Annotated in this window: 13 protein-coding genes; 10 read left to right on the top strand and 3 right to left on the bottom strand. The window is 47.0% G+C overall.

Annotated elements, in window-relative coordinates; translation table 11 throughout:
- The first annotated feature begins 53 nt into the window (after nucleotides 1-53).
- The 3 genes from H8705_RS04845 (at nucleotide 54) to H8705_RS04855 (ending at nucleotide 2,588) form a co-directional block, all read left to right on the top strand.
- Nucleotides 54-1,073 carry a LacI family DNA-binding transcriptional regulator gene (locus H8705_RS04845; RefSeq protein ID WP_262394697.1) on the top strand — a complete coding sequence of 340 codons (1,020 nt, stop codon included), beginning with the start codon at nucleotides 54-56 and terminating at the stop codon, nucleotides 1,071-1,073.
- 117 nt (nucleotides 1,074-1,190) lie between these two features.
- Nucleotides 1,191-1,883, top strand: a complete 693-nt coding sequence (gene araD, locus H8705_RS04850; RefSeq protein WP_262394698.1) for an L-ribulose-5-phosphate 4-epimerase — start codon at nucleotides 1,191-1,193, stop codon at nucleotides 1,881-1,883.
- 153 nt (nucleotides 1,884-2,036) lie between these two features.
- The gene (locus tag H8705_RS04855) at nucleotides 2,037-2,588 is read left to right on the top strand and encodes an iron-containing alcohol dehydrogenase (RefSeq protein WP_262394699.1); all 552 of its coding nucleotides are present in this window, start codon (nucleotides 2,037-2,039) and stop codon (nucleotides 2,586-2,588) included.
- Between the two features lie 45 nt (nucleotides 2,589-2,633).
- Here H8705_RS04855 and nifU read toward each other — a convergent pair whose 3' ends face one another.
- The 3 genes from nifU to rnhA all read right to left on the bottom strand — a co-directional run bounded on the left by nifU (nucleotide 2,634) and on the right by rnhA (nucleotide 4,869).
- Entirely contained in the window at nucleotides 2,634-3,062 is a 429-nt protein-coding gene (gene nifU / locus H8705_RS04860) for a Fe-S cluster assembly scaffold protein NifU (RefSeq protein ID WP_262394700.1), read from the bottom strand.
- Nucleotides 3,063-3,085: 23 nt separating this feature from the next.
- Entirely contained in the window at nucleotides 3,086-4,282 is a 1,197-nt protein-coding gene (nifS, locus tag H8705_RS04865; protein WP_262394701.1) for a cysteine desulfurase NifS, read from the bottom strand.
- A 131-nt stretch (nucleotides 4,283-4,413) separates the two neighbouring features.
- On the bottom strand, nucleotides 4,414-4,869 hold the full coding sequence (gene rnhA / locus H8705_RS04870; RefSeq protein ID WP_262394702.1) for a ribonuclease HI: 456 nt from the start codon (nucleotides 4,867-4,869) through the stop codon (nucleotides 4,414-4,416).
- Between the two features lie 216 nt (nucleotides 4,870-5,085).
- On the opposite strand from rnhA, the gene H8705_RS04875 reads away from it, so the two are divergent.
- From H8705_RS04875 to hpt, 7 genes are all read left to right on the top strand, one after another.
- On the top strand, nucleotides 5,086-7,416 hold the full coding sequence (locus H8705_RS04875; protein ID WP_262394703.1) for a sugar phosphate nucleotidyltransferase: 2,331 nt from the start codon (nucleotides 5,086-5,088) through the stop codon (nucleotides 7,414-7,416).
- Between the two features lie 346 nt (nucleotides 7,417-7,762).
- On the top strand, nucleotides 7,763-9,736 hold the full coding sequence (locus tag H8705_RS04880) for a ribonuclease J (RefSeq protein ID WP_392392074.1): 1,974 nt from the start codon (nucleotides 7,763-7,765) through the stop codon (nucleotides 9,734-9,736).
- 200 nt (nucleotides 9,737-9,936) lie between these two features.
- Nucleotides 9,937-11,907, top strand: coding sequence for a DHH family phosphoesterase (locus tag H8705_RS04885; RefSeq protein ID WP_262394705.1), 1,971 nt, complete (start codon nucleotides 9,937-9,939; stop codon nucleotides 11,905-11,907).
- Between the two features lie 20 nt (nucleotides 11,908-11,927).
- Nucleotides 11,928-12,374 (top strand): 50S ribosomal protein L9, encoded by a 447-nt coding sequence (rplI, locus tag H8705_RS04890; RefSeq protein ID WP_262394706.1) that lies wholly within the window; start codon nucleotides 11,928-11,930, stop codon nucleotides 12,372-12,374.
- 25 nt (nucleotides 12,375-12,399) lie between these two features.
- Nucleotides 12,400-13,758, top strand: a complete 1,359-nt coding sequence (gene dnaB, locus H8705_RS04895) for a replicative DNA helicase (protein ID WP_262394707.1) — start codon at nucleotides 12,400-12,402, stop codon at nucleotides 13,756-13,758.
- On the top strand, nucleotides 13,748-15,130 hold the full coding sequence (gene tilS / locus H8705_RS04900; protein ID WP_262394708.1) for a tRNA lysidine(34) synthetase TilS: 1,383 nt from the start codon (nucleotides 13,748-13,750) through the stop codon (nucleotides 15,128-15,130). The genes dnaB and tilS overlap by 11 nt, the downstream gene beginning before the upstream one ends.
- Nucleotides 15,127-15,666, top strand: coding sequence for a hypoxanthine phosphoribosyltransferase (gene hpt, locus H8705_RS04905; protein WP_262394709.1), 540 nt, complete (start codon nucleotides 15,127-15,129; stop codon nucleotides 15,664-15,666). The genes tilS and hpt overlap by 4 nt, the downstream gene beginning before the upstream one ends.
- Nucleotides 15,667-15,671: the final 5 nt, after the last annotated feature.

Here is a 15,671-nt window from a genome sequence, read left to right on the forward strand (position 1 = left end):
GACACCCCTATTCATTATTTGGTATAATTTGACTGAGCTGGAAGGTGTTAAAGATGAAACTGGACGATAAAAATAAAAAAATCTCTGTTACTTCCAAAGATGTCGCTAATTATGCCAAAGTGTCCCAGGCGACGGTATCCCGCGTTTTTAGCCGTCAAAGCTATGTGAAGGAAGAAACGGTAAAACGTGTTATGGATGCGGCGCGGGCGTTGGGATATACTCCCAATTTGATTGCCCGCAGCCTTAACAGCCGTCAAACGGATTTGATTGCTGTAGTGACCGTGCATTTTGACAATCCATTTTATCAAACGCTTATTACCAAGCTTTCGGAAATGATTTCCGCTTTAGGCAAACAAATGCTGTTTATTCAGTCGCCCTTTGAATCCGATCTGGATGAAATTCTCGACCGGGTGCTTCAATACCAGGTGGATGGGGTTGTGGTCCTTTCAGCGGCGATCTCTTCTCAGATGGTGGATAAATTTATTCAGATTAAAAGTCCGTTGGTCATCTTTAATAAGCAGTTTGACAGCCGGTATTTCTTCTCTGTGTGTTCGGACAACGTGGATTCAGGCGCCATGGTAGCAGAATTTTTTGTGGAACAGGGATATGAAAGTTTCGGCTATATTTCCGGGGACATGCTCAAACAGACCAGCGGTAACCGGTATAAGGGGTATACCCAGCAGCTGGCAAAAAGAGGCTATCATAAATGCAGCGTTGTCAATGGGGACTATAGTTATCAATCGGGTTATGAGGCTATTTTAAAAATGAAAAAGCAAGAGGGAGGCATATTGCCCCAGGCGGTGTTCTGCGCTAACGATTTGATGGCTTTTGGAGCTATGGATGCAGTGCGGCATGAACTCGGTCTGCGTATTCCCCAGGATGTGGCTTTTGTCGGATTTGATGATCTGGAGCAAAGCAGCTGGGAGGGCTACCAGCTTACCTCGGTAGCGCAGCCAGTAGATGAAATGGTAGAATACACGAAAAATTATCTGTATAAAAAGCTTAACAGCATCGAAACCAGTGGAGGATATGTGTTGTTAAAGTGTAATATGGTAAAAAGAAATTCCGCATGAGGTGTTTAAAAATTCCGAAGGCGCTGCAGCGCTTTCAGGATTTTTATTGAAAAAAAGAAACGGTATGATAAGATAATCAAAAATGGCGACGCAGGTTGGCAATACAGGAGGGGCCGTATGTTAAAACACTTAAAACAAGAGGTATACGAAGCGAATATGCTGCTGCCCAATTACTCGCTGGTCACTTTCACCTGGGGAAATGTATCTGGGATCGACCGGGAACGAGGCCTTGTTGTGATTAAGCCCTCCGGGGTGGAATATGACAAAATGACTCCGCAGGATATGATAGTGGTGGATTTGCAGGGAAATGTGGTGGACGGAACCTTGCGTCCTTCCTCTGATACGGCCACTCATCTGGAGTTATATAACCATTTTCCAAATATCGGCGGGGTAGTGCATACCCACAGCCGGTGGGCCACTATTTGGGCTCAGGCGGGAAGAGGGATTCCCGCGTATGGGACTACCCAAGGGGATTACTTTTATGGAGAGATCCCTTGTACTAGGGCTATGACGAGAGAGGAAATTGACGGAGAATACGAGCTGGAGACGGGAAAAGTTATTGTTGAGACATTCACCCGCAAACAGCCAGACCATGTTCCGGCGGTACTAGTAAAAAGCCATGGGCCTTTTACCTGGGGGAAGAACCCTAAGGAAGCGGTGCATAACGCGGTGGTGCTGGAAGAAGTGGCCATGATGGCGTGGCATACAGAAATGCTGAAAGGCGCCGTGCAGACCCCGATGCAGCAAGAGCTTTTGGATAAACACTTCCTGCGCAAACACGGGCCAAATGCCTACTACGGACAGAAATAATTTAATAAAAACTTAACTTGACGTTGCCATCCCTGTCTATTAAAATGTTAATAGACAGGGATGATTTTTGTACAAAGCGCCCAAACAAAAAGAGGCTTATGTGGAAAGTTGGGTGATGAGGATGAATGTAGAATTAGAGGCGTTAAGGGGAAAATGTACATGTACGCCCTTTTGCTTTCTGGACTTGAAATGCAGATGGCTGGAAATTTCCGTCCATCTTCCGGTGCGGAGCATCACATTTCCCATTTGTGGGAGATGGAGGGGATCAATCCCGCCTTGGACGCATTGCATGGGGAAAAGGTAGGGGTGGCGTTAAGCCTGGTGTGCGCAAGATATAAGAAAATTGCATCTATAGAAGATATCGCCGGCCGGATAGTGGAAAATTATCCGGGGATTCCAGAAAACTCCATGTGGTGTATTTTTGGGAAACTGTTCAATGCGGTGATGGATGAGAATACCCCAGATCCCCTGTCTGATGTAGACCCGCAGGTTTTAGTAGAGAAATTTCCGCAGATTCAAGAGGTGATCGATAAAATTCCCGACGGCTGCTGGATTCAGCAGCTTCTTACCCGCGCGGGGTGTAAGGTCACCCTGACGGATCTCGGGCTCACTGGTGAAATTGTGCCTTTGACGCTGGAACTTTCTCCTTTCGTAAGAAGAAGGATGACACTGATGCGTCTGAGCAGGCTGATCAACCTGGATTAAATAAAAGAAAAAGCCGTGCTTTTTTTAAAGCACGGCTTTTTCTTTTTACAGATTATGACAAGCTTCACATTCACCGATTTCACCAACAATGGGAGTGGGATCCACCCCTTGTTTTCGGTAATAATCCGCTAAGGCGGCCTTTACCGCTTGCTCCGCTAATACAGAACAGTGAACTTTCGAAGCGGGAAGTCCGTCCAGAGCCTCCACAACCGCGCTGTTGGTCAGCTTGAGGGCGTCCTCAATGCTGGCGCCTTTAATCATATCGGTGGCAATTGAGCTGGTAGCGATGGCCGCGCCGCAGCCGAAGGTTTTGAATTTCACATCGGAAATTTTACCATCGTCCACTTTAATGTACATTTTCATAATATCGCCGCATTTGGCGTTTCCCACTTCACCAACTCCATCTGCGTCTGGCAGCTCTCCTACATTGTGAGGAGCGGCGAAATGCTCAAGAACTTTATCTGAATATAACAATTGAAAGCACCCTTTCTACTCTATTATAATTTAACCTCTTTTTTATTTTTCATCAGATCTTCCCACATAGGAGACATGGCCCGAAGTTTTTCCACTACCTGGGGGACCGTCTGGATAATATGATCGATATCCGCCTGATCGTTATCTTCATTGATAGTAATACGCAACGATCCGTGAGCCACTTCATGGGAAAGGCCAATCGCCAGAAGTACATGACTGGGATCCAAAGAACCAGTAGTACAGGCGGAACCAGAGGAAGCGCAGATGCCGGCAAGATCCAGGGAGAGAAGGAGAGCCTCTCCTTCAGCGCCTATAAAAGACATGTTGACGTTGCCGTTTAAGCGGCGCTCACGGTCGCCGTTTACACGGCTATAAGGAATTTTAGAAAGCGCATCGATGATCTTATCCCGCATAGGGGACACCTTGGCAATCCTGCCCGGAATATCTTCACAGGCAAGTTCGATGGCCTTGCCCAGCGCTACGATACTGGCTACATTTTCCGTACCGGCGCGCCGGCCCCGTTCCTGTCCGCCGCCGTCAATCAAGTTGGGAATAACAATTCCCTTTTTCATGTACAGTACACCTATGCCTTTGGGCGCGTGGATTTTATGCCCGGACAAGGAGAGCATATCAATATTCTGCTCTTTTACATCGATAGGCACATTTCCCACCGCCTGCACCGCGTCGGTGTGAAACCAGACGTTTTTTTCCCGGCAGAGAGCGCCGATCTGTGAGATCGGCTGAATAGTACCTATCTCATTGTTGGCGTACATAATAGTTACTAAAGCTGTGTCCTCCCGGATGGCGTTTTCGACATCCTGCACACGGACAATCCCATTTTCGTACACCGGCAGATAAGTGACCTCAAAGCCTTCTTTCTCCAGCGCCTGACAGGTATGGAGAATAGCGTGATGTTCGAAAACGGTAGTAATAATATGTTTTTTACCTTTCGCGGCCAGTTTATGGGCAGCGCCTTTGACCGCCCAGTTATCGGATTCGGAACCACAGCCGGTAAAATAAATTTCCGACGGCTGCGCCCCCAGAGCGTCCGCTACCTGTTTTCTGGCCCGTTCTACTGCGAAGCCGGCCTCCCGGCCTAAAGCATAAATGCTGGAAGCGTTTCCATAGCCTTCTTTAAGCCAAGGGAGCATTTCGTTAAAAACAGCGTCTGATATTTTTGTTGTGGCAGAATTATCCGCATAAACAAAACGTTTCATCATATAAAGACTCCATTCTTTTCTATACATAAACGGTGAGTATTTTTTTGAACAGCTATATTCTATACCATTCTGGTATGAATTGCAATACTCTTGAGAAAAAATTCACAAATAAATTGAAATTTTTTGCAATTTTAGAACATTTTCTGTTCTTTTATCCGCTTAATTTCCCCTACAGCCATCTGATCGCACCGCTCGTTTTCCGCATGTCCGGCATGCCCTTTTACCCAAACAAAAGATACCTCATGTTTTTTTAAGAGAGGAAGAAGCTCTTTCCAAAGGTCCGTATTTTTTGCCGGCTCATGGGGGGTGCGCATCCAATTTTTTTTCTCCCAGCCGTATACCCAACCCTTTTCGATGGAATCTACCACATATTTGGAATCGGTTGTCAAGTTCACCGCGCAGCTTTCCTTCAATGCCCGCAGGGCCTCGATAACCGCCATTAGTTCCATTCGGTTGTTGGTAGTTTCCTCTTCGCCGCCGCAAAGGGATTTTTCCCGGCCGCCGTAACGAAGGATCGCTGCCCAACCGCCCACGCCGGGATTGCCGGAACAGGCGCCGTCCGTAAAAATATCCACATGTTTTTTCATCTAGTATGTCCTCCGCTTCGGAAAATATTGCCCATCTTACAAGAAAAAACCATACTTATGTATTGTATAGTGTTTATATGGATTTTACAAGGGCTTTCTTTGATTGAACAGGCCGTTTTCCCTGGTATAGGCAACCTGCTGGCGGTACATACTATTTTGTAGGACAAACTGGGTGCTATTTCCAGTCTGGGAAAAGGAAAGGAACGAAGTTACAAGATGAAAGCAGTCATTATGGCGGGCGGAGCGGGCAGCAGGCTGCGGCCGCTGACATGTAATTTGCCCAAGCCGATGGCCCGTTTATGCGGGCGTCCGATTATTGAATATATATTGGAGCTTCTCAGTAAAAATCAGATTACCGAAGGAATACTCACTTTGCAATACCTTCCTCAAACGATTATTTCCCATTTTGAGAAGGAAGAATATGCCGGAATAAAACTGATCTTTTGCGAAGAGGAGATCCCCCTGGGCACGGCGGGCAGTGTAAAAAACGCCTTATGGGAGATCCGCGAGCCGGTACTTGTTATCAGCGGAGACGCCATGTGTGATTTTCCCCTTGTGAAAGCGATGGAAGCTCATAAAAAAAGCGGTGCGGACGTAACGATTGTGACAGCCCGGGTAGAGGATCCCAGAGAGTATGGTTTGGTGATTACTGACAAAGAAGGCAGGATTACCGGGTTTATTGAAAAACCTTCCTATTCCCAGGCGGTCAGCGAGCTGGCCAATACGGGAATTTATATTCTTTCTCCATCGGCGGTGCATATGATTCCCGAACGGGAAAAATACGATTTTGCTTCCCAACTGTTTCCCAAAATGCTGGAAAAGGGGATGAGACTTCAGTCTTGTACCCTGGAGGGCTATTGGTGCGACATCGGGGATTTAAAAATGTACAAGCAATGCCAGAGGGATATGCTGGCGGGAAAGGTAAACTGCTTTATTCCTGGAAAACGGGACAGCGAAGGAAACATCTTCGCCGAAAAACGTCCTGCCGGGGAATATGAAATCATCCCTCCGGTGTATTTTGGAGAAGGGGTGCATATTGGAGAAAAGTCTGTTATTGGGCCGTATACCGTCCTGGATCAGGGGGCCGCTATCTGTACAGGAGCTACTGCGGGCAGCAGCGTGCTGCTGCCTAGGGCGATTTTGGGGGAAAGGGCGGGAATACTGGATTCCGTGCTGTGCGCAGGAGCCTCTGTCAAGTCCAAGGCTACCTTGTTGGAGGGCTGCGCCGTAGGAGAAAACGCAGTGATTGGAAGCAGAGCTGTCGTTCAGACGAATGTACGGATTTGGAAAGATGCTGTGGTGGAAGACGCAGAGGTGGTATGTGAACATATTACCGAAAAAGGCAAGGCGGCCAACGGGTTTGATGAGGAAGGAATCCGTGGAGAAGTGGGCGTGGAGCTGACGCCGGAACTGGCTGTAAAAGCCGGATGCGCCATAGGAACCTTGGCTAAGGGGAAAACGGTAGGAATTGCCTGCAATGAAACCAGGTGTTCCTCGGTACTCAAAAGCGCTATGATCGCCGGTATCCGTTCTACCGGGGCCAATGTGATGGATTTCGGCTGTGTTTTTCGTTCTATGTTCAGTTTTGCCATGGGATATAACGCCCTTACCGTGGGATCATATATCGTTTCCGGGGAAGAGTGTGCTATTCGGTTGGTAAGCGGGTCAGGGCTTCCCGCTACCCGGAAGATGGAACGGGAGATTGAAATACTCCTTTCCCGGGGAGAATTTTCCCGATGCGGCAGAAATGGTTTTGGGGATTTAATGGACATGTCAGGAATCGGAGTGATGTATATTACCGAACTGCTTAGGCTGGCTCCGGAAGGGCTTAGCGGCATGTCCCTGAATATTGCCTGCACCAACAAGGCGGTACAGCGTATAGCCAGCGATATATTGACAAAGCTGGGCTGTGAATTGGGGGATGGCCCTACTTTTATATTATCGGACGATGGGACCTGGCTCTGTGCTACACAGGGGAATGTCTCCCTGAACCGCTACCGCACAGTGGCGGCGTATGGGCTGAGCTTGTTTGAAGAAGGCAAGGACATTGCCGTGGAAAATGATTTTCCCCAGACACTGGAACTCCTTGCTCAAAAATACGGGCAAAAAGTTTACCGGTATCTGATCTGCCCGGCAGATAACTGCGATGAGCAGAGCAGACGCCTTGCGGCGGCGCAGCCGTTTGTAAGGGACGGGTTGATGCTGCTGATTTTACTGCTTGACCGGATGAAAAAGAAAAACCTTACCGTCGAGCAGCTGGATTGCCTGCTGCCCGATCTGGAAGTAGAAGAAAAGATAGTATCGGTGGATGTTAACCCAGCCAAAATTTTAAATGATCTTTCCCAGCTTCCTATTAGGAAACAGGCGGCGGGAGAAGGGGTTTTGGTGGAGGACAGCAAGGGAATTGTTCATTTGCGTTCGCTCAAGCGAGGGAAGGGAATCAAGATTTTCGCCCAGGCGGCCAGTTCGGAAACTGCGAAAGAGCTATGCGCAGATTTTACAAAGATACTAGGTGGTTTGCTTGACAATGAACACAATAAAGGTTAAAATATACAGTAATGATGTGTTCGGTTTTCGCATATTTCATAAAAAATTTCCGATTCCCCATAAGTTCTCACCTTATTTGTGGGCGTCGGTATCCGTATCAGAAAAGGAATGTCATGTATGCTGGATGATGTTCAGAAACTTTTTTGTCGGAAAAATTAGGAAGTGTTCGGCTAACTGAATAAACTTGCCTATCTGCTGTTATTCCTACGACAACAGAGATGGGTTAATATGTTTATGTTCAAAAAAGTGTACATCAGCAATTGAAATTGAATGTACGGAGGTAAATTTAGTGACAGAGGAAAAAGGTGTCGGCGTTAGGCTGACAGAACAACAGCTTGAGCGGGGAATGGAGCGCCTGGAAAAAAGACAAGCGGCCCCGGAAAATTCCCCGCCGGCAAAACAGAGAACGAAGAGGACTTCTTCCACAGGAAAAGGGCCGGCAGCTCCCCCGGAGAAGCAGCCTGGCAACAGCCAGAAAGGCAGGCAGACGCAAAATCAAAGCCAGCAGCCGCGGCAGGTAAAACAGCAGAAAACGCAGCCTTCTAAAGCCCAGCCCCCAAAAACTCAGCAGAAAAAGGCGCAGGCAAAAACAGAGGAGGAATTAGTACATCAAGTTTCCAAATCCTCCCGGCGCAAACGGGGACAGACAGCGGACAAGAAACGTACGCCGCTGCGGATTATCCCGCTGGGCGGACTGAACGAAGTGGGAAAAAACCTTACGGTATACGAATACGGAAACGATATGTTTATGGTGGACTGCGGGATGACCTTCCCGGATGAACAAATGCTGGGGGTAGACCTGGTAATTCCGGATTTCACCTATATTTTAAAAAACAAAGACAAACTGCGCGGCATAGTAATTACCCATGGGCATGAGGATCATATCGGCGCGCTTCCGTTTTTTTTAAAGAATGTAAATGTCCCGGTATACGCTACGAAACTGACTATCGGGCTTATTGAGAACAAACTTCGGGAACATGGCCTTTACGGGAAGGTAAAGCTTACCCAGATCACCCCGAAAATGACTATTAAGCTGGGCTGCATGTCGGTGGAATTCATTCGGGTAAACCATTCGATTCCAGATGCGGTAGCGGTAGCGATTCAAACACCGGTAGGCGTTGTGATCCAGACAGGGGACTTTAAGATCGACTATACTCCCATCTTAGGAGATATCATTGATTTGGCCCGTTTCGGCGAACTAGGGAGCAAAGGAGTATTGGCCCTGCTGTCTGATTCTACCAATGCCGGGCGTCCAGGGTTTACCCCCACGGAACGAATTGTAGGGGACAGCTTTGACAAACTGTTTAAGCAGGCGGAGAAGCGGCGGATTATTATTGCCACCTTCGCCTCCAATATTCACCGTATCCAGCAGATATTTGAGGCTGCCCACCGGTATAAGCGCAAGGTAGCGGTTTCCGGACGAAGCATGGTAAACGTAGTGGCGGTAGCAATTGAACTTGGATATTTGAAAATACCCAAGGGCGTATTTATCGATATTGACGAGATCAACCGTTATTCCCCGGAACAGATCGTGCTAATCACTACAGGAAGCCAGGGCGAACCAATGAGTGCTTTAAGCCGGATGTCTACAGGGGATCACCGCAAGGTTACCGTTGACCCTAACGACTTTATTATCATCAGCGCCACTCCAATTCCGGGAAATGAAAAGACCGTTTCCCGGGTGGTTAATGAGCTGATGCGTTTGGGCGCGGATGTTATTTATGAGAAGATGTATGAAGTCCATGTTTCCGGCCATGCTTGTCAAGAAGAACTGAAAATTATGCTGGCCCTGACGCGGCCGAAATTCTTCTTCCCAGTTCATGGGGAATATACCCATCTGAAACATCACGCCAATTTGGCTTTGTCTATGGGAATGGATAAAAAGAATGTTATCATTGGTGAAATCGGGCGTGTGTTTGAGCTGGATGGCAATACAGTAAAATCCGATGAAACCGTGCAGTCTGGACGGGTGTTGGTAGACGGACTAGGCGTGGGCGACGTAGGAAGCATTGTACTGCGGGACCGCCAGCATTTGGGACAGGACGGTTTGATTGTAGTGGTGTGCACTATAGATCAGGCTACCGGAGAAATTGTGGCGGGTCCGGATATTATCTCCCGTGGATTTGTTTATGTGCGGGAGGCGGAAGTCATGATGAACGAAGCCAGGGATATTGCCCGGCAGACGATTGAGGACTGCACTAGAAATAATGTCCGGGAATGGGGCAATATTAAACAGCAGGTGAGAGACGCCCTCAGCTCCTATTTCTATAACAGGACCAAGAGAAGCCCGATGTTATTGCCGGTAATTCAGGAAATTTAACGATGAAAAATGCCCGTCTCGACGGGCATTTTTACTTTTTCTTATGATCCCAGGAGAAAATTTTAATGTGGAACTGTTACTTAAATGTAATTGCTATCATATCTTCAAGATGCTATAATAAAAGACACATATGCGGTTTTTCTTCATGAAAAGCCGATAAAAATTTATGCTTTTCATAATAAGAGGTTTTAAGTAGACAGATGAAGAAAAATAGAAATTTAATCCGGCCGCTGCTATACGTTTTTGTCGCCAGCATGGCGATAATGACCCTGCTGTCGCTTTATTACAGTTTACAGCTGTTTTATATCGCAGCGGGGATTACCGTGGTTGGAATTATTGTTTCCCTGCTGTTGATGCGCAGAATAAAAAAATATATTAATTCTTTCCTGGTACACATGGGACAATCGCTGACTACGGTACAGCAGGACGCGCTGATTGATTTTCCGATACCAGTCTTTGTAGTGGACAGGGACGGAGAGATTTTATGGTACAATCAAAAGGCTTCCGGCAGCGTATTGGAAGGGGAAAATTTTTACAGTAAAAATATCAATACAATTTTAGCGGGGGTTAATGTTACCCGCAGATGTCCGGATGCAGGCTATGAGACCGAGTATAAAAACCGGCAGTTTGTGGCGTATGTTTCCGCGGCGGCAGGGGAACACGACCAGCTTTATATTGTCTACTTCTTTGAAAATACCGAGCTGAAAAAATATGCGCGGGAATATTTCGAAACGCGTCCATCTATTATGCTTATGCTGGTGGACAACTATGAGGAACTTTCTCAGAGCTTAAAAGATAATGAACGCTCCCGGGTAATGGGGCAGATTGAGTATCTGGTAAACAAATTTGTTACCGAAAGCGGCGGCTTGGTGGTAAAGACCGAACGGGATCGTTTCGTTGTTATTATCGAGGAAAAAAATCTGCGTGGAATTATCTCCTCCCGTTTCCCTATTTTAGAGCAGATACGCACCATAGAAGGGGATGGAAAAATGGCGGCCACCCTGTCTATTGGTGTGGGACGGGATGCGGATACCTTGGGAGAATCCGAGCAGTTTGCCCGTCAGGCACTGGACATGGCTTTGGGCCGCGGCGGTGACCAGGCGGTGGTACGCAGCGCCTCCGGCTATGAATTTTTCGGCGGCGTTTCCAAGGGAGTTGAGAAACGTACCAAGGTGAAAACCCGCATTGTGGCTACTGCTTTGGCGGAGCTTATCGGCGGCAGCGACAATGTAATTATCATGGGGCATCATCTGGCGGATTTAGACTGTTTCGGCGCTTCGATAGGGGTGCTTAAAGCGGTCAGGGAAATGGGCAAGGAGGCGGTCATCGCTATCCGCCGGGAGAAAAATTTGGTTATGCCGCTTTTGGAGCGGTTGGAGGAAAATGGTTATTCGGGCTTATTTGTAGAACCAGAAGCGGCGATGCAGATGGTGACAAAGAAGTCGCTGTTGATTATTTTGGACACTCATATTAAACAGTTTTTGGAATCAGAGCAGCTGTATGATATGGTGAAAAGCGTGGTCGTAATTGACCATCACCGCAAAATGGTAGGACATATTGACAACGCGGTCATTTTCTACCACGAGCCGTATGCTTCCAGCGCTTCAGAAATGGTAACGGAATTAATTCAGTACTTTGGGGACAAATACCGGATAGAGCGTATGGAGGCGGAGGCGCTGTTAGCCGGGATTATGCTGGATACTAAAAACTTTGTGATTAAAACCGGAGTGCGTACCTTTGAGGCGGCGGCATATCTGCGCAAGATCGGCGCCGATACAGTAGAGGTCAAACGGCTGTTTGCCACACCGATGACATCTTACCAGCTGAAAACCCGGCTGGTAGCCAATGCCAAGGTATATAAAGGCTGCGCGATCGCATCGTCCTCCGATCACATGGGGGACATCCAGATTATCGCCGCTCAGGCGGCGGATGAACTGCTGAATATCAGTGGAGTAAAAGCGTCCTTTTTGATTTTTGAGATGGACGGCGGCGTCTCTTATTCCGCCAGAAGCATGGGAGTGCTGAATGTTCAGCTGATTATGGAAAAGCTAGGCGGCGGCGGCCATCATACCATGGCGGGCGCTCAGATCAAAGGGATTACTTTGGAAGAGGCCCATGCTCGGTTGATGGGGGCAATTGATGAGTATTTTGCAGAGAATAACAGACAGTAATTATAGATAGGAGAATAAGAATGAAAGTAATTTTAAAAGAAGACGTTCAGGGAAGCGGAAAAAAGGGAGATCTGGTAAATGTATCTGACGGGTATGCCAGAAACTTTTTATTAAAAAGAGGGCTTGCTATAGAGGCCAACGCGCAGGCGATGGCGGAACTGAAAGCAAAGCAGGCAGCCGCAGACCATAAGATAGCAGTAGAAAAACAGGCGGCGGAAGATTTGAAAAAAAATCTGGAAGGCAAAACGGTGAAAATGGTCGCGAAAGCCGGGGCCAATGGGAAGTTGTTTGGTTCAGTTACCTCTAAGGAAATATCTGAGGAGCTGAAAAAACAGTATCGGGTAGAAGTGGATAAACGAAAAATTGTGTTGGACAATGATATTAAAGCGTTCGGAAGCTATACTGTACAGGTGAAGCTGTACGCTGGGATTTCCGCCAATATTTATGTAGTGGTAGGCGAGGAATAATTTTATTAATTCAGGTGGTGCAGCCATGGCTTCCTTTTCTATGGGGAACACAGAATACAGCCAGCAGATGCCTTATAACCTGGAAGCAGAGCAGTCGGTATTGGGCGCGGTGCTTATTGACAGCAGTTGTTTTCCTTTGGTGTTGGAAAATCTAAAGGCGGATAATTTTTATCGTCCTCAGCATCAGCAGATATTTGAGATAATGGTTACTATGTTCAACACATCCAAAGTAATGGATTTTATTACTATTTTGGATGCGGTGAAGGATGAACATATTTTTGAAACAGATGAGGATGCGAAAATTTATTTGACAAATCTCGCACAGATTGTACCTTCTTCTACCAATGTGGAGGCGTATGCGAAAATTGTGCGGGAGAAGTACTATGTGCGCCGTTTAATCACCGCTTCTCGGGATATAATTGATATGGCCCAGGAATCCCAGGTAGAATCTGATATACTGCTGGACAGCGCTGAGCAGAATATTTTTGATATCCGGCAGGGGCGCAGCACCAGCTCCTTTGTGCACATTAAAACAGCGATTACCCAAACATATGAAGTGCTTCAGCGCTTGAGCGGCGCTGACCGGGATAATTATCGGGGAATTTCCACTGGATTTTCCTCGTTGGACCGGGTGATTACCGGGCTGAATAAGAGCGACCTTATCTTAATTGCAGCTCGTCCTGGTATGGGGAAAACATCCTTTGCTTTAAATATCGCAGAGAATGTGGCGACCAAATCCAATAAGACTGTGGCGGTCTTTTCTTTGGAAATGAGCAGTGAGCAGCTGGCCCAGAGGTTGTTGTCCTCACAAGCGTCTATCGAAGGAAAATCTTTGCGTACCGGGGAACTTACCGGAGACGACTGGGTGCGCATCGCGATGGCTTCCCAGGTGCTGAGCAAGGCGGATATCTATCTGGATGATACGCCTGGGATCACCATTGGGGAAATGAAAGCCAAGCTTCGTCGTCTGAAAAAAGTAGATTTAGTGATCATTGACTATCTGCAGCTGATGTCTTCCGGCCGCCGGATTGAAAACCGTGTCCAAGAGGTCAGCGAAATTACGCGTAATTTGAAAATCTTGGCTAAAGAGATGAATGTTCCTGTAATTACGCTTTCTCAGCTTTCCCGTGGGCCGGAATCTCGTGCAGGACACAAACCGATGCTTTCGGACCTGCGTGAATCCGGCTCTATCGAGCAGGATGCGGATATTGTTATGCTTCTTTACCGGGAAGATTACTATGAGAGAGAAGAAGCGCAGGAACATAACATCGTGGAATGTGACGTTGCCAAAAACCGTCATGGAGAGGTTGGCACCGTCAAGCTTGGCTGGGATAATCGATATACAAGATTTGCGAATTTGGAGTTATCAAGAGATGAACCGTAAAGCATTAAGTACCGTAGAAAAGTATGAGATGTTAAAGCGGGGTGAGACCGTAGTAGCCGCCCTTTCAGGGGGTGCAGACAGTGTCGCCCTGCTTGCTTTTTTATGTTCTCTGGACAGTCTTGACCTGCATATCATCGCCTGTCATGTCAATCATAACCTTCGGGGACAGGAGAGCGAGCGGGATGAAAAATTTGTACGGGACTTGTGCCAGCGTATGAGAGTGCCCTTGGTGGTGGAAAGCGTTGATGTGGCAGCGGCCGCCGCCGGCCTCAAGAGTTCTCTTGAGGCGGCCGCACGCAGCGTGCGGTACCGTATTTTCGCAAACGTTTGCGAAAATGCCGGCGGCGGAAAGGTAGCGACCGCCCATACATTATCCGACAGTATGGAAACCGTCCTTTTTAATATGGCGCGGGGTACGGGCCTTCAGGGATTATGCGGAATTCCCCCAGTGCGGGGAAATATTATCCGTCCGTTGATTGAAGTGACCAGAGCAGAGGTGGAGGCCTATTTAAAGAAGCAGGGACTGAGCTTCGTTGTAGACAGTACGAACCTTTCGGATGACTACACCCGCAATTATATCCGCCACCATATCATTCCAGAGCTTTCTCAGATCAATGGGGATGCATCGCAGGCTATGGGGCGGATGATGGAAATTCTGCGGCAGGAAAACGCCTATTTGGAAAAAGAAGCTCAGCGGGCGCTTTTTAGTGTCCGTAAGGATACTGATATTATCGACATAGAAAAACTTACAAAGCTGTCTCCAGCGTTATATTCCCGGTGTATCGCTCTACTTTTAAAAGAATATCATGTCCAATGCAGTACTCAGAGGATACAGCTGCTGGAAGATATTTTAAGGGAAGGAAAAGGAGCGCTTCAGGTTTCGGACGAGCTTAGATTCCGAGTGAGGAACGGGGTATTGTCAGTAGACAGAAGCGAAAGAAGCAGTACGCCGGTACCACTGAAAATGCAAAGTTATAAAAAAGAAGATTTAAATGGTCAAGTTTTTACATTGGCTGATGGAAAAAGCATGAAAATTTTTACTATGAATTGTGCAGATTATGAAATTTTTGATAACAATTCAGAATCAGTGTTAAAATATGCGGTGGATTATGATAAAATAATGGTTGATGTTTTTTTGCGCAATCGCCTGCCAGGAGATCGGTTTACTCCCCTGGGGCGGGGATGCACAAAAACATTAAAAAAACTGTTTAATGAAAATAAGCTGCCAGCCCTTCAAAGAGAAAAAATTGGGATCCTCGCCGATAGAGAAGGTATTATTTTCATAGAGGATTTCGGGGTGTCTGAACGGGTAAAGATAGATCATACCACAAAAACTGTGGCGGTGATTGAAATAACGGAGGATTGCAAATGAAAGAGGATATTTTAAAAGTTTTAATCAGCGAACAAGAAATCGCACAAAAAGTTGCCCAGCTAGGAGCGCAGATATCAAAGGACTATGCCGGCAAGAAGCTGCTTGTACTGGGGGTGCTCAAAGGCTCGTTTGTCTTTATGGCGGATCTGATGCGGCAGATTACAATCCCCTGTCAAATTGATTTTATGGCGGTTTCAAGTTATAGTTCCGGGGTAAAAACCTCCGGTGTGGTTAAAATAATCAAGGATATTGACATTGATCCTCTGGATTTTGACATACTTATAGTGGAGGATATTCTCGACAGCGGTCTAACTTTAAGTTATTTAAAGGATCTGTTGGTGCAGAGAAACGCATCTTCCATCCATATTGCGACGTTATTGGATAAGCCGGCCCGCCGGGTGGCGGACATCAAACCGGACTATACCTGCTTTGAGGTGCCGGACGAATTTGTAGTAGGATACGGCTTGGATTATGCAGAAAAATATCGTAATCTTCCTTATGTAGGGGTACTCAAACCGGAAGTCTACGAAAAATAAAAGAT

Origin of the sequence: Youxingia wuxianensis, assembly GCF_014385085.1 — a bacterium.
Classification (GTDB): Bacteria; Bacillota; Clostridia; order Oscillospirales; family Ruminococcaceae; genus Youxingia; species Youxingia wuxianensis.

Bases quoted from the DNA above. Each gene is read 5' to 3' on its own strand.
- H8705_RS04880 (WP_392392074.1), top strand. From the start codon at position 7,763: ATGGAGCGCCTGGAAAAAAGACAAGCGGCCCCGGAAAATTCCCCGCCG.
- H8705_RS04875 (WP_262394703.1), top strand. From the start codon at position 5,086: ATGAAAGCAGTCATTATGGCGGGCGGAGCGGGCAGCAGGCTGCGGCCG.
- tilS (WP_262394708.1), top strand. From the start codon at position 13,748: ATGAACCGTAAAGCATTAAGTACCGTAGAAAAGTATGAGATGTTAAAG.
- dnaB (WP_262394707.1), top strand. From the start codon at position 12,400: ATGGCTTCCTTTTCTATGGGGAACACAGAATACAGCCAGCAGATGCCT.
- araD (WP_262394698.1), top strand. From the start codon at position 1,191: ATGTTAAAACACTTAAAACAAGAGGTATACGAAGCGAATATGCTGCTG.
- hpt (WP_262394709.1), top strand. From the start codon at position 15,127: ATGAAAGAGGATATTTTAAAAGTTTTAATCAGCGAACAAGAAATCGCA.
- nifS (WP_262394701.1), bottom strand. From the start codon at position 4,282: ATGATGAAACGTTTTGTTTATGCGGATAATTCTGCCACAACAAAAATA.
- H8705_RS04845 (WP_262394697.1), top strand. From the start codon at position 54: ATGAAACTGGACGATAAAAATAAAAAAATCTCTGTTACTTCCAAAGAT.
- H8705_RS04855 (WP_262394699.1), top strand. From the start codon at position 2,037: ATGTACATGTACGCCCTTTTGCTTTCTGGACTTGAAATGCAGATGGCT.
- H8705_RS04885 (WP_262394705.1), top strand. From the start codon at position 9,937: ATGAAGAAAAATAGAAATTTAATCCGGCCGCTGCTATACGTTTTTGTC.
- rplI (WP_262394706.1), top strand. From the start codon at position 11,928: ATGAAAGTAATTTTAAAAGAAGACGTTCAGGGAAGCGGAAAAAAGGGA.
- rnhA (WP_262394702.1), bottom strand. From the start codon at position 4,869: ATGAAAAAACATGTGGATATTTTTACGGACGGCGCCTGTTCCGGCAAT.